The 12,018-nt window shown below is 69.7% G+C and carries 14 protein-coding genes and 1 pseudogene; 5 read left to right on the forward strand and 10 right to left on the reverse strand.

Translation table 11 applies throughout. The annotated features are described in order from the left end of the window. Positions 1-265 (reverse strand): hypothetical protein (locus DEP02_RS33515; RefSeq protein ID WP_157977471.1); only part of this gene is annotated, 265 nt, incomplete at its 3' end. 164 nt (positions 266-429) lie between these two features. Here DEP02_RS33515 and DEP02_RS34050 point away from each other — a divergent pair. Then, a complete protein-coding gene (locus DEP02_RS34050) occupies positions 430-585 on the forward strand; it encodes a DUF6131 family protein (protein WP_146229133.1) in 156 nt (51 codons plus the stop codon). A gap of 6 nt (positions 586-591) precedes the next feature. Here the strand turns inward: DEP02_RS34050 and DEP02_RS34790 are convergent. Then, positions 592-816 (reverse strand): annotated as a pseudogene (locus DEP02_RS34790) (acyl-CoA desaturase); the annotation flags it as partial. A gap of 127 nt (positions 817-943) precedes the next feature. On the opposite strand from DEP02_RS34790, the gene DEP02_RS16990 reads away from it, so the two are divergent. Beyond that, positions 944-2,161, forward strand: coding sequence for a PP2C family protein-serine/threonine phosphatase (locus DEP02_RS16990; RefSeq protein WP_112468247.1), 1,218 nt, complete (start codon positions 944-946; stop codon positions 2,159-2,161). Between the two features lie 84 nt (positions 2,162-2,245). Beyond that, entirely contained in the window at positions 2,246-3,514 is a 1,269-nt protein-coding gene (locus tag DEP02_RS16995) for an ATP-binding protein (RefSeq protein ID WP_112468265.1), read from the forward strand. Between the two features lie 39 nt (positions 3,515-3,553). Here the strand turns inward: DEP02_RS16995 and DEP02_RS17000 are convergent, their stop codons facing one another. The 4 genes from DEP02_RS17000 to glnA form a co-directional block, all read right to left on the reverse strand. Beyond that, on the reverse strand, positions 3,554-4,045 hold the full coding sequence (locus DEP02_RS17000; RefSeq protein WP_112468249.1) for a DUF5994 family protein: 492 nt from the start codon (positions 4,043-4,045) through the stop codon (positions 3,554-3,556). 66 nt (positions 4,046-4,111) lie between these two features. Beyond that, positions 4,112-4,639, reverse strand: a complete 528-nt coding sequence (locus tag DEP02_RS35860) for a hypothetical protein (protein WP_438947769.1) — start codon at positions 4,637-4,639, stop codon at positions 4,112-4,114. Positions 4,640-4,646: 7 nt separating this feature from the next. Beyond that, the gene (locus tag DEP02_RS34795) at positions 4,647-5,183 is read right to left on the reverse strand and encodes a DUF5994 family protein (protein WP_112468251.1); all 537 of its coding nucleotides are present in this window, start codon (positions 5,181-5,183) and stop codon (positions 4,647-4,649) included. Positions 5,184-5,778: 595 nt separating this feature from the next. Then, entirely contained in the window at positions 5,779-7,188 is a 1,410-nt protein-coding gene (gene glnA / locus DEP02_RS17015; RefSeq protein WP_112468253.1) for a type I glutamate--ammonia ligase, read from the reverse strand. Positions 7,189-7,395: 207 nt separating this feature from the next. Here glnA and DEP02_RS17020 point away from each other — a divergent pair, with 207 nt between their 5' ends. Continuing rightward, on the forward strand, positions 7,396-7,863 hold the full coding sequence (locus DEP02_RS17020) for an RDD family protein (RefSeq protein ID WP_112468255.1): 468 nt from the start codon (positions 7,396-7,398) through the stop codon (positions 7,861-7,863). Positions 7,864-7,950: 87 nt separating this feature from the next. Here the strand turns inward: DEP02_RS17020 and DEP02_RS17025 are convergent, their stop codons facing one another. The 4 genes from DEP02_RS17025 to lipB all read right to left on the reverse strand — a co-directional run bounded on the left by DEP02_RS17025 (position 7,951) and on the right by lipB (position 11,148). Next, a complete protein-coding gene (locus DEP02_RS17025) occupies positions 7,951-8,652 on the reverse strand; it encodes a DUF4191 domain-containing protein (RefSeq protein ID WP_112468257.1) in 702 nt (233 codons plus the stop codon). 89 nt (positions 8,653-8,741) lie between these two features. Then, positions 8,742-8,942 (reverse strand): SCO2195 family GlnR-regulated protein, encoded by a 201-nt coding sequence (locus tag DEP02_RS17030; RefSeq protein WP_112468259.1) that lies wholly within the window; start codon positions 8,940-8,942, stop codon positions 8,742-8,744. A 276-nt stretch (positions 8,943-9,218) separates the two neighbouring features. Then, the gene (gene lipA / locus DEP02_RS17035) at positions 9,219-10,184 is read right to left on the reverse strand and encodes a lipoyl synthase (RefSeq protein ID WP_112468261.1); all 966 of its coding nucleotides are present in this window, start codon (positions 10,182-10,184) and stop codon (positions 9,219-9,221) included. Between the two features lie 145 nt (positions 10,185-10,329). Then, complete coding sequence (lipB, locus tag DEP02_RS17040) at positions 10,330-11,148, reverse strand: lipoyl(octanoyl) transferase LipB (RefSeq protein WP_112468263.1); 819 nt, start codon at positions 11,146-11,148, stop codon at positions 10,330-10,332. A gap of 308 nt (positions 11,149-11,456) precedes the next feature. Here lipB and DEP02_RS17045 point away from each other — a divergent pair. After that, positions 11,457-12,018, forward strand: a 562-nt coding sequence (locus DEP02_RS17045; protein ID WP_500299425.1) for an NsdA family TPR-like regulatory protein, incomplete at its 3' end; no start/stop codon positions are given.

The following is a 12,018-nucleotide window of genomic DNA, read 5'->3' on the forward strand; positions in this document are numbered from 1 at the left end:
GCTCGCCCAACTGCGCCGGCGCCGCCCCGGAGCGCTGCCCGTCGGCGGCACACCCCCGCAGGAAGGCGTCGAACTGCGCGACCACGCGCTCAGCGACGCGATCGCCGCCGAAGCCGGTGTCCTGCCGGGGGTTGAGCATGCGGCCGTACGCATCACTGGCCGGCCTGCCCACCCCCGCACCCGCGTCAGGCTCACCCTCACCCCTCAGGCGGCACCCGGCGCCGCCCTCGATGCCCTTGGCGAAGGCCCGCTCCGAACCGCCCATCGGTCCACCGGCTTCCCTGACATGCCCACCGAGGCCCGCCTACAGGTCGCCCGCCACAAACCACACCGCGCGGAGTAAGGAAAAGACCGACCATTCCCGTGTCCGCCCCTTGCGATCTTTCCCAGTTCACAGGGGAACCGGCACTACTCCCCAAGGGAGAGATCATGATCATCCTGGGCATCGTTCTGCTCGTCGTCGGCTTCGTCACCGGGATAGCCATCCTGTGGACCATCGGGATCGTCCTGGCGGTCGTCGGAGCCATCCTGTGGGTCCTCGGCGCGATGGGACACGCCGTCGCCGGTCGACGCCACTACTGGTGATCGGGGTCAGGTCCGGCGAGCGGCGACGCGGGCCGAAGCCGGCCGACGCACGTCGTGGACCCAGCCGAGGCGTTCGAGGAGGCGGATGAACGCGGCGGAGAGGTCGATTTGACCGCGGTCGACGCCGTGCCGGGCGCAGGCGGTGTCGGCGTGGTAGAGGTTGTGTCAGCTCTCGCCGGACGAGAGCAGGGCCGACGGCCGCGGGTTGGTGGCCCGGTCGTGGCGACGGGACGGGAGCAATGGCCCGACTGGATCGGGCGGCAGTTGCACGCTGCTCCGGTCGGTCAGGCTGCGTCGGGAGTTCGTGTGCACAGTTTCTTCGTGAGGAGCCATCAGAGCGTCCATCGTGGCCACGGCGATGACGGGCGGTGAGCGGCAGGGCAGTGGAGGAGGCACGGACCGGTCGGAGGGGTTCAGTGAGGAGCTTCTGGGGGCTCTGCTGGACCGGGGGCACGAGTTGCCGCCGCATCTGCTCGGTCCGCTCGTCGCGCAGCAAGTGTGCAGGCTCGGTGGCCGCGAGACCTCGGTCTTCTTGCAGGACTACGGTCAAGTGTGGCTCGTGCCCCTGGTGGGCGACGGGCTGGCAGCGGGGGAACCGCAGCCGATCGACGGCTCCGATGCCGGTCGCGCCTTCCAGGAGGCGCACCCTGTCGAGGTGCCTCAGGCCAATGGTGTACGGGTCTACCTGCCTCTGCTGGACGGCGGCGACCAGGTGGGCATCCTGGCCGTCACTCTGGACGGGATCGACGACGATGACCGACGGCTGCTGCGCAGGATCGCCGCTCTCGTGGCCGACATGCTGGTGACCAAGCACGGTTACACCGATCTGTTCTTCCGGGTCCGGCGCAGAGAACCGATGAGTGTGGCGGCGGAGATCCAGTGGTCGCTGCTGCCGCCGCTGGCGATGTCCACGCCTCGGGTCATGCTGGCCGGGATGCTGGAGCCCACCTACGACGTGGCCGGCGACAGCTTCGACTACGCCCTCAACGGAGACGTGCTGCATGTGGCCATGATCGACGCGATGGGCCACGGCCTGGACGCCGCCACGATGGCCACGGTGGCCATCGGTGCCTACCGGCATGCCCGGCGGATCAGCGTCGGCCTGGCGGAGATCTACGCGTTCATGGACCGGGCCGTCGCCGAGCAGTTCGGCCCCGACCACTTCGTGACCGCTCAGATGATGCGGCTCGACACAGCGACGGGCCGTCTTCAGTGGGTCAACGCGGGACATCCCGCCCCCCTGCTGATCCGTGGACACCGTGTCGTCCGGAGGCTCCGCGGCCCGACGACACTTCCTGTCGGCTTCGGAGGTCACGAGCCCCGGATCAGTGAACTGGCCCTCGACCCCGGAGACCGGATCATGTGCTTCACCGACGGGTTGATCGAGGAACGCGATGTCGGTGGTGAGGAATTCGGTGAGGAACAGCTCATCGGCTGGGTGGACCGCATCGAACGTACGACGTACGAGATCCGGGCCGTGGCCCGTTCCCTCTCCCACACGCTCAAACGGGCGCGGGGCGGGATCACGACGGACGACGCGACGCTCCTGCTGATCGAGTGGCGCGGCGCCGGCTGATCGGACTCGCGGTCGGCGCCTGTCTCGCGCATCCTTCGTGCATCGGCTGATGATGGAAGTACGGCCGAACACGCGGAGCTGATGATGACGGGGTGGCATGTCAGGGACTACTCCCAGGACGATCTCGAAGCGGTGATCCGCGTCGATGTGGAGAGCAGCACGGCCGAAGAGCCCCCTCTCTTCCCGCTCTCGGACGCCGTGGCGGCCCTCCAGGCCCTCCACCCGGCGGTGGTGGCCACGGCGGACGAGGTGGTGATCGGCGCCGCGGTGAGCAGAGTTGAGGGCGACCGGGCATGGATCCTGCGCATCTGCATGGCACCTGCCTGGCGGCAACAGGGGCTGGGCAGTGCCCTCATCACAGCCCTTGAGCACCGGCTGTTCGCCGGTGGCGTCCGCGCGGTGCACGCGGTCCTGCCCGAGGGCGAGACCGGTGCCGCCGCTCTGCACAACTGCGGCTTCGGCGCCCGCTCGGGCCTGGTCGTCTTCGAGAAGCGCGGGCCGGTGACTCCGCAGGCGGTCAGCATGCTCTCCTCGCTCGGGGCGGAGCTGCCGCCCGGGGGACTGTGGCAGAAGGTCGCGGGCATGCACAGGGAGAAGCAACTCATCGAGCGCCGCCTGGTCCTGCCACTGGCCCACCCCGAACTGGCCGCCCAGCACGGAGTGGAACTGCCGCGAGCGGTGATGCTGTTCGGTCCGCCCGGGACCGGAAAGAGCACGTTCGCGCACGCGATCGCCGGCCGCCTGGGCTGGCCCTTCCTCGAACTGTTCCCCGCACGTCTGGCCGCCGAGTACGGGCTGGCGAGCGGGCTGAGCCGGCGCTTCGACGAGATCGCCCAGCTCGACCACGTCCTGGTCTTCATCGACGAGGTCGAGGAGGTCGCCGGAACACGCAGCGGTGCGGACGCGACCGCGGTCGGCGTCGTCAACGAGCTGCTCAAGGCGATCGTCCGGTTCCGGAACCAGGAGGGGCGGCTGCTCGTCTGCGCCACGAACAACGTGACCACCCTCGACCCGGCCTTCCTGCGGCACGGTCGCTTCGACTACGTGCTGCCCCTCGGCCCTCCCGACCACAACGCCAGGACCGCACTGTGGAAGAGCTACCTGGCCCGAGCGGACGCCCAGGCCGACAGCGCGGCACTCGCGTCCGCCAGCGAGGGGTTCACCCCCGCCGACATCGCCCATGTGGCACGTACGGTCTCCCAGGCCCAGTTCGAGCGCACCTTCGACACCGGAACCCGGACCCTGCCCACCACGGACGACTACCTGGCCACGATCCGCGACACCCAGCCCACGGTCAGCAGCGTCATGGCCCAGGAGTTCGCCGAGCAGACCGAGAAGTTCGCCCGTATCTAGCGTCCTGGCCTCCGGAGATCGGCTTGCGACGCGGAGGTGTCAGTTCGGCGGAGACGACGTGTCGCTGCCGGCGTTGATGTCGATGAGGATCTGTTCGGCCCCGGTGACGTTGTCGGCCCGGACGGCCCTGGCCATCGCGGCGCGTGCCGCATCGGGCATCGTGTCCGGCGGGACCACCAGCAGAGAGAAATAGTCCCGGTCGCCTCGGGTGATGAGGACGGTGTCGTCACCGACCGGGAAGGAGTCGATGTGCACGACTCGGCCGCCGATCACCAGCCGTGTCGGCAGTTCGTCCCAGGCACTGGCGTCCAGACCGACGCGGGTGACAGGTCCGAGATGCTCGGTCAACGCGGTGATCAGCGAGGGGAGCTCGGCACCGATGTCCCGGGACCGCGGCCACCAGGCACCGTCCAGGATTCCCTCGCGCGTGTGTGTCGTCTCCAGCCTCAGCAGGGCCGTCCCGGGTCTCACCGACTGGTGGACGGCGTCCGGCAGCAACCTGGCGGTGCCGGGGGTGTCGGATTCGGTCATGGTGTCCGCCCGTCCTTCGTATGCCGGTCGCACGCGCTGCGGCCGCACTGTCCCTGTGGACGCGGCTCAGCCACGTTCTTCCTCTTCCGCCTCCATCTGCCGGATCCCCTGGTGCGTTGGCGTGATCATCGCGGGCGTGTCACCCCTCCTCCAGTCGACGACGACCCGGCCCTCGCTCGCCAGATACGTACAGGCAGCGGCCAGGTCCTGCTCGGAGATGCCGAGGTCGTTGCGGAGTTTCGCCCCGTCGACGCCCAGGAGGCGATTGCCCTCGGCGGCTTGGTACAGAGCCCGCATGATCTTCTCGCGGCGCATCTTCCGCTCGCGCAGTATCGCCATGACGCGCCGCCCCCTACCGCCCCCGGTCGGGCCGAAGCCGGTGTCATCCGCGGTCGCTGTCGCGGTGGGGCGTGTCGGGGCGGTCGCGTCCACCGCCGGCCGGCGGTGCCTCCGGGTCCGACGGCCGATCCCCGGCAGAGCATCGCTGTAGTGGAAGGCAGCGATCCGTTCGTCGTGCTGAGCATTGAGCCGGTGGATCAGTACGAATCCGACGGCGATCAGGACGAGCAGCGCGGCCACGGCGATGACAGTCATGGTCCTCTCACCTCCGTTGGCCGGCGGGCGAACGCCCTGTCGAGCCGATGGGCCGGGGCAGGGACGACGGCGGACCTGCCCCGCCGTCGGTCTCCCACGCTTCTTCCCGACTTCGGGCATCGATCCTGTCTGCTGCCTCCTCCCGCCCCGGGGCATCGATGCCGTCACCGGCCATCAGCCGTGCGGCGGTATCCGCACTGGTTTCCGGCGGAATCACCAGCATGTTCCGGCGGCCACCGGCGGAGAAAAGGGTCAGCCTGTGAGGACCCTGCTCCTCAGTGGACCAGCCCACATGTACGGTGCGCCCAGCGACGGACACCCAACGCGGGATGACGGGCCAGTGGTCCGGGTTCACCGTGACACTCGTGATGCGGCCCCAGAGGGTGCCCAGTGCGGCTGTCAAGGGTGGCAGCTCTCGGGTGAGGGCACGGGAGCGAGGCCACCACATGCCGTCCAGCCCGCCCGGCGCGGGCGTCAGGCACAGGCGAGCCGGCAGCGACGGCGCGCGCCTGCTCGATGCCGTACGGTCGATGGTCACGGTCATGGCGCGGACCTGCCCCCGGGCTCGTGAGGGCGGCCCGGCGTTGTCGATCACCGGAAACGGCACCCGCAGCGGAGCCGGTGCGCGAAGAACTCCCGGTGTCTTCACCGTACTCCGCTCGCTGGCCCGAAAGGCCGCGGATGACCAGGTAGTTTCCTGCCTCGGAACCTGGTCCCCGGCGCCCAGTGGCGCGCCGGGACAGAGCCAGTCCTTGCGCTCAGCGTGTCCTTGAGAGCGGTTGACCAGGGTCAACGGAGGTGCGCCCCGGCCCCCAGCGGTCCGGCATCAGCCACGTCCGACCCCGGACAGGACAGCAGTCCGCACACAGTCCGCAGGACACCGCTCCGGCCCGTTGCCAGGAGACCAAGAAGGCTGCCGCACACAGAGCCCGGACGAGCCGGCGAGGGCCGCTTCCCCGACCATGGGGTAGCGGCCCTCGCAGCGTTTCTGACGCGAAGTCAGAGAAGTGGCCGGGCGGTGCACACCCGGTGCACAAGGGGCCGGAAAGCAGGCGGCGACAGCGAGAACTACTGAGAAGAGTTTCCGCAGGTCACAGCATGTTTACAGGACTTCCGCCCAGGTCGCCCGACCCCGCTTCTCAGACGTCGAAGTACAGCTCGAATTCGTGCGGGTGCGGACGCAGCTGCAGCGGGGCGATCTCGCTCGTGCGCTTGAGGTCGACCCACGTCTCGATCAGGTCGGGCGTGAACACATCGCCCTGGAGCAGGAACTCGTGGTCCTCCTCCAGAGCCTGGAGGACGGCCTCCAGCGAGGTCGGGACCTGGGCGACGTTGGCGTGCTCCTCGGGCGCCAGCTCGTACAGGTCCTTGTCGATCGGATCGGCCGGCTCGATCTTGTTCTTGATGCCGTCCAGGCCCGCGAGCATCAGCGACGCGAAGGCCAGGTACGGGTTGCCGGAGGCGTCCGGGGCGCGGAACTCCACGCGCTTGGCCTTCGGGTTGGAGCCGGTGATCGGGATGCGCATCGCGGCGGAGCGGTTGCGCTGCGAGTACACCAGGTTCACCGGGGCCTCGAAGCCCGGCACCAGGCGGTGGTACGAGTTCACCGTCGGGTTGGTGAAGGCCAGCAGCGCCGGGGCGTGCTTGAGGATGCCGCCGATGTAGTAGCGGGCGGTGTCCGACAGGCCCGCGTAGCCAGCCTCGTCGTAGAACAGCGGCTCGCCGTTGCTCCACAGCGACTGGTGCACGTGCATGCCCGAGCCGTTGTCGCCGAAGATCGGTTTCGGCATGAAGGTCGCCGTCTTGCCGTTGCGCCAGGCGACGTTCTTCACGATGTACTTGAACAGCTGCAGGTCGTCGGCGGCGGCGAGCAGCGTGTTGAACCTGTAGTTGATCTCGGCCTGGCCGGCGGTGCCCACCTCGTGGTGCTGCCGCTCCACCTTCAGACCGTTCTTCTCCAGCTCCAGGGAGATCTCGGCGCGCAGGTCGGCGAAGTGGTCGACCGGCGGGACCGGGAAGTAGCCGCCCTTGTAGCGGACCTTGTAGCCGCGGTTGTCCTCCAGCGCGCCGGTGTTCCAGGCGCCGGCCTCGGAGTCGATGTGGTAGAACGACTCGTTCTCGGCGGTCCGGAAGCGGACGGAGTCGAAGACGTAGAACTCGGCCTCGGGACCGAAGTACGCGGTGTCGGCGATCCCGGTGGAGGCCAGGTACGCCTCGGCCTTCCTGGCCACGTTGCGCGGGTCACGGGAGTACTGCTCGCCCGTGATCGGGTCGTGGATGAAGAAGTTGATGTTGAGGGTCTTGTCCCGGCGGAACGGGTCCACGCGCGCGGTGGACAGATCGGCGAGCAGGGCCATGTCGGACTCGTGGATGGCCTGGAAGCCGCGGATCGAGGATCCGTCGAAGGCGAGCTCCTCGTCGGGGTCGAACGACTCGGCGGGCACCGTGAAGTGCTGCATGACGCCCGGCAGGTCGCAGAAGCGGACGTCGACGAACTTGACGTCCTCGTCCACGATGAACTTCTTGGCCTCGTCGGCGTTCTGGAACATCCGGCTCCTCCTACTCCCGACCGTCCCGCCGGGGTGGTAGATCGATGGTGCGGCCAGTGCGCGGCACACGCTGCCTCGACCCTAGGGACGGGTGATTTCTCGGGCGTGACCCGTTTGTTTCGCAGAAGTTAACCGGTCCGGGTGCGGGTCACGGCTGTGAACACCCCGCCGACCCCCGCACTTCCAGCGTCGCAGTACGGTGGACGCGTGGACAACAGGCGAGCAATGGGATCATGGCTGTCGGGGCCGCGCGCGGCCATGGAGGAAGCCGGTGCCGACTTCGGTTACCCGGGGGAGCAGCTGGGACTGCCGGAAGAAGGGCCGGGCTCGATCGCCCGTCCGGGGCGGCGCCTCGGCGCCCTCGTCGTCGACTGGGCGATGTGCATGCTGATCGCGTACGGCCTGATCACTCACGGCTACAACCAGGCCACCGGCAACTGGGCGCTGCTCATCTTCCTGCTGCTCGGCGTCCTCACGGTCGGCACGATCGGCTCCACGCCCGGCAAGCGCCTGTTCGGCCTGCGGGTCCTCGCCCTGGGCACCGGCCGCGTGCAGCCGCTGCGCGCCGCGCTGCGCACGGTGCTGCTGTGCCTCGCGATCCCCGCCTTGATCTGGGACCGCGACGGCCGTGGCCTGCACGACCGGCTGGCGGGCACGGTGGAGGTGCGGATCTGAGGTTCCACGACGGTTCCTACGACGGACGGGGGCGCCCGGAGTGTGGTCCGGGCGCCCCCATCCGTCGCAGGCGTCGTGTGCGCGGGGTCAGCGGGCCTTCGGGCCGCCCCGTGGCATGCGCATGCCCTTGGGCATGGGCCCCTTCGGCAGAGGCATGTTGCTCATCAGGTCGCCCAGGGCGCGCAGCCGGTCGTTGGTGGTGGTGACCTGCGGGCCGGTCAGCACGCGCGGGTACTTCAGCATGGTGGTGCGCAGCTTCTTCAGCGGGACCTGGCCCTCGCCGGTGCCGACGATCACGTCGTGCACCGGGACGTCCGCGACGATGCGGTTCATCTTCTTCTTCTCGGCGGCGAGCAGGGTCTTCACCCGGTTCGGGTTGCCCTCGGCGACCAGCACGATGCCGGCCTTGCCGACCGCGCGGTGCACCACGTCCTGGTTGCGGTTCATGGCGACCGCGGGGGTGGTCGTCCAGCCGCGGCCGACGTTGTCCAGGACCGCCGCGGCGGCGCCCGGCTGGCCCTCCATCTGCCCGAAGGCGGCCCGCTCGGCCCGGCGCCCGAAGACGATCGCCGTCGCGAGGAAGGCGAGGAGCAGGCCCAGGATGCCGAGATAGATCGGATGTCCGATCGCGAAACCGATCCCGAGGAGGACGCCGAAGGTGATGATGAAGACACCCGCGAGCACCAGACCGATCCTGCTGTCGGCCTTGCGGGTCATCTTGTAGGTCAGAGCGATCTGCTTCAGTCGCCCGGGGTTGGCAGCCGCGGCTGCGTTGTCCTTCCTCGCCATGCCACGAAGTCTACGTGGCCCCACAAGCGGCCGACGACGGCAGTGCCCGTACGGGCCGTGCGGGGGGGGGGGGGGGGGGGGGGGGGGGGTCAGGGGCGGACGGCGGGGAACTGGTCGAGGACGCGCTGGGCCTCGACGCGGTCCCTGGCGCGGCGGCGGTCCTCCAGGACGGAGTTCCAGGCGTTGCGGCGGGCGGTGCGCTGGCCGCTGCTCATGAGCAGGGACTCGACCGCACGCAGTGCGTCGGTGAAGGACGGGATCGCGGTGGCGCGAACGGGCGCGGCCTGCATGGTGGGGGTCCCCCTCGGAGCGACGGTCGGTGTACGTGGCGTGAGTCCAGGGTCACTGACTGGTGTTACCAGGGCGTGACCGGCCGGTCAAACACCGATGAAGCCCTGACTCCGTGGGCCGAAAGGGTGACGCGGCCCTGACGGACGCCCTCATCTGCGAAGACGGTCAGGACCGCGTCGTATCGGCCACTACCGGGCAGTAGTTTCCTGTGCCCGATTTCACACGCTTGCTCGCCCGCTTACTGGGTAAGGCCGGTGACGGGGTGTCACCCGTCGTCAGACCGCCTGGGCGGCGATGTAGGCGCCCCGCTTCTCGACGGCCATCCGGTACAGGCGCCCGGCGCGGTAGGAGGACCGTACCAGCGGGCCGGACATCACGCCCGAGAAGCCGATCTGCTCGGCTTCCTCCTTCAGCTCGACGAACTCCTGCGGCTTGACCCACCGCTCCACGGGGTGGTGGCGCACCGACGGGCGCAGGTACTGGGTGATGGTGACCAGCTCGCAGCCGGCGTCGTGCAGCTGCTTGAGCGCCTCGCTGACCTCCTCGCGGGTCTCGCCCATGCCGAGGATGAGGTTGGACTTGGTCACCAGGCCGTAGTCGCGGGCCTCGGTGAGGACCTTCAGGGAGCGCTCGTAGCGGAAGCCGGGGCGGATGCGCTTGAAGATCCGGGGGACCGTCTCGACGTTGTGCGCGAAGACCTCGGGGCGGGAGGAGAAGACCTCCGCCAGCTGCTCGGGGACGGCGTTGAAGTCCGGGGCCAGCAGCTCGACCTTCGTGCGGCCGTCCTCGCGGTCCGCGGTCTGCTGGTGGATCTGGCGCACGGTCTCGGCGTACAGCCAGGCGCCGCCGTCCTCCAGGTCGTCGCGGGCGACGCCGGTGATGGTGGCGTAGTTCAGGTCCATGGTGACCACGGACTCGCCGACGCGGCGCGGCTCGTCACGGTCCAGGGCCTCGGGCTTGCCGGTGTCGATCTGGCAGAAGTCGCAGCGCCGGGTGCACTGGTCGCCGCCGATGAGGAAGGTGGCCTCGCGGTCCTCCCAGCATTCGTAGATGTTCGGGCAGCCGGCTTCCTGGCAGACCGTGTGCAGGCCCTCGCTCTTGACGAGGTTCTGCATCTTCGTGTATTCGGGACCCATTTTCGCCCGGGTCTTGATCCACTCGGGCTTGCGCTCGATGGGGGTCTGGCTGTTGCGGACCTCCAGGCGCAGCATCTTGCGTCCGTCGGGTGCGACTGCGGACACGACCGGCTCCCTAGCGATTGACTCTTCGGTGTCCCCCAGGGTACGCCGGGGGTTTTCCGTCCCCGCCGCCCCTACCCTTCCCGCCCTTCCCGTACCTGGGGGCCGCGCCTCCGGACCCCCGCTGCCGTCCTCGACGGCTTCGTCCTCAGGCGCCGGACAGGCCGGCTTGTGCCGGCGTCCTCCCGATCTCCCGCGGCTTCAGCTCCGCGTTCTCCAGTACGTCCCTCAGATGCCGCTCGACGACCGGCAGGGCCTCCTCGATCGTGACGTCCCGGCCCAGCTCGCTCGCCAGGGAGGCGACGCCCGCGTCACGGATTCCGCAGGGGATGATCTTGTCGAACCACTTGTTGTCGGGGTTCACGTTCAGGGCGAAGCCGTGCATGGTGACGCCCTTGGCGACCCGGATGCCGATCGCGGCGATCTTGCGGTCCTCGCGGCGCTGCCCGGCGTTGGAGGGGGCGTACTCGGGCCCCTTGAGCCGGGGGTCGAACTCGGCGTCGTTCAGCCGCGGATCGAAGTCCAGCGACAGCCCGCCCAGCGACGCCCGCTGCTCGATCGGGTCGCCGAGGACCCACACCCCGCTGCGGCCCTCGATCCGGGTGGTCTCCAGGCCGAACTCCGCGCAGGTGCGGATCAGGGCCTCCTCCAGGCGTCGTACGTGGGCCACCACGTCCACCGGGCGGGGCAGCTTCTGGATCGGGTAGCCGACCAGCTGGCCGGGGCCGTGCCAGGTGATCTTGCCGCCGCGGTCCACGTCGATCACGGGCGTGCCGTCGAGCGGGCGCTCGCTGTCCTCGGTGCGCCGGCCGGCCGTGTAGACCGGCGGGTGTTCCAGGAGCAGCACGGTGTCGGGGATCTCGTCCGCGAACCGGGCGGCGTGCACCCGGCGCTGCTCGTCCCAGGCCGTTTGGTAGTCCACGGCCTCGGTACCGAATCCCATGCGGATGAACCGCAACCCACTCACGGCAAGCGCCTCCCTGGACGGTCGTCGGGCACGAAGCGTGCCCACGCCACTGTACGTCCGGCCGGCTGGCGTCAGCCTCGCGGGAAATCCTCACACGATCGGATGAATGGTGGGCGAATTCCGCGGTCGGCTGCTCACTCTCCGCTACATTCGCGCCGTTCATGGGGCCAAGAGCCTGTCGTCGAATTCCTGTCGTCCGCCCGGAGGGCGGGCGGGAGTTTGACGACAGGCTCTAAAGGCTGCTCACAGGTAATCCGGGCGTCCACGCGGCCGCGTGGACGCCCGAAAGGCAGGAGACCGCACCGCAGATGACGGAACGACCCGCGCCGCGCACCCCCAACCGCCAGCTCGCCGCGCTCATCGCAGAAGCGGGGTTCTCCAACGCGGGTCTGGCCCGTCGAGTGGACCAGCTCGGCCTCGAACACGGGCTTGACCTGAGATACGACAAGACGTCGGTCACCCGCTGGCTGCGCGGCCAGCAGCCGCGGGGCACCACGCCCGCCCTCATCGCGGAGGTCTTCACCCGGCGCCTGGGCCGCCGCGTGACCGCCCAGGACCTGGGCCTGGACGCATGCGCGCCGGTGTACGCGGGGCTGGAGTTCGCCGCCACGCCGGAGGAGGCCGTGGACATCGTCGGCGGACTGTGGCGCAAGGACTCCGGCAGCCACGCCGAGCTGCGCAGGATCGCCTTCACCCCGGCGGGGCTGGTCGTGCCCAGCCGGGACTGGCTGATCGGGCGGGCCGACGACCGGGTGGCCCGGCTCGAGGTGCCCGGCGCCCGGCTTCCCGTGCAGGGGCGGCCCGCCGCCGGACCGCCGCTCGTGCCCGGCCCGGCGGTGCCCGGGGTGCCCCGGCAGCGCGACCGGGGCA

It is taken from the genome of Streptomyces triticisoli (assembly GCF_003270085.1).
Taxonomy (GTDB): domain Bacteria; phylum Actinomycetota; class Actinomycetes; order Streptomycetales; family Streptomycetaceae; genus Streptomyces; species Streptomyces triticisoli.

What these genes read in the sequence shown, in the direction of transcription:
- glnA (WP_112468253.1), bottom strand. Translation starts at nt 7,188, where the DNA reads ATGTTCCAGAACGCCGACGAGGCCAAGAAGTTCATCGTGGACGAGGAC.
- DEP02_RS34050 (WP_146229133.1), top strand. Translation starts at nt 430, where the DNA reads ATGATCATCCTGGGCATCGTTCTGCTCGTCGTCGGCTTCGTCACCGGG.
- DEP02_RS34795 (WP_112468251.1), bottom strand. Translation starts at nt 5,183, where the DNA reads ATGACCGTGACCATCGACCGTACGGCATCGAGCAGGCGCGCGCCGTCG.
- DEP02_RS16995 (WP_112468265.1), top strand. Translation starts at nt 2,246, where the DNA reads ATGACGGGGTGGCATGTCAGGGACTACTCCCAGGACGATCTCGAAGCG.
- DEP02_RS17000 (WP_112468249.1), bottom strand. Translation starts at nt 4,045, where the DNA reads ATGACCGAATCCGACACCCCCGGCACCGCCAGGTTGCTGCCGGACGCC.
- DEP02_RS35860 (WP_438947769.1), bottom strand. Translation starts at nt 4,639, where the DNA reads ATGACTGTCATCGCCGTGGCCGCGCTGCTCGTCCTGATCGCCGTCGGA.
- DEP02_RS16990 (WP_112468247.1), top strand. Translation starts at nt 944, where the DNA reads ATGACGGGCGGTGAGCGGCAGGGCAGTGGAGGAGGCACGGACCGGTCG.
- DEP02_RS17030 (WP_112468259.1), bottom strand. Translation starts at nt 8,942, where the DNA reads ATGCAGGCCGCGCCCGTTCGCGCCACCGCGATCCCGTCCTTCACCGAC.
- DEP02_RS17025 (WP_112468257.1), bottom strand. Translation starts at nt 8,652, where the DNA reads ATGGCGAGGAAGGACAACGCAGCCGCGGCTGCCAACCCCGGGCGACTG.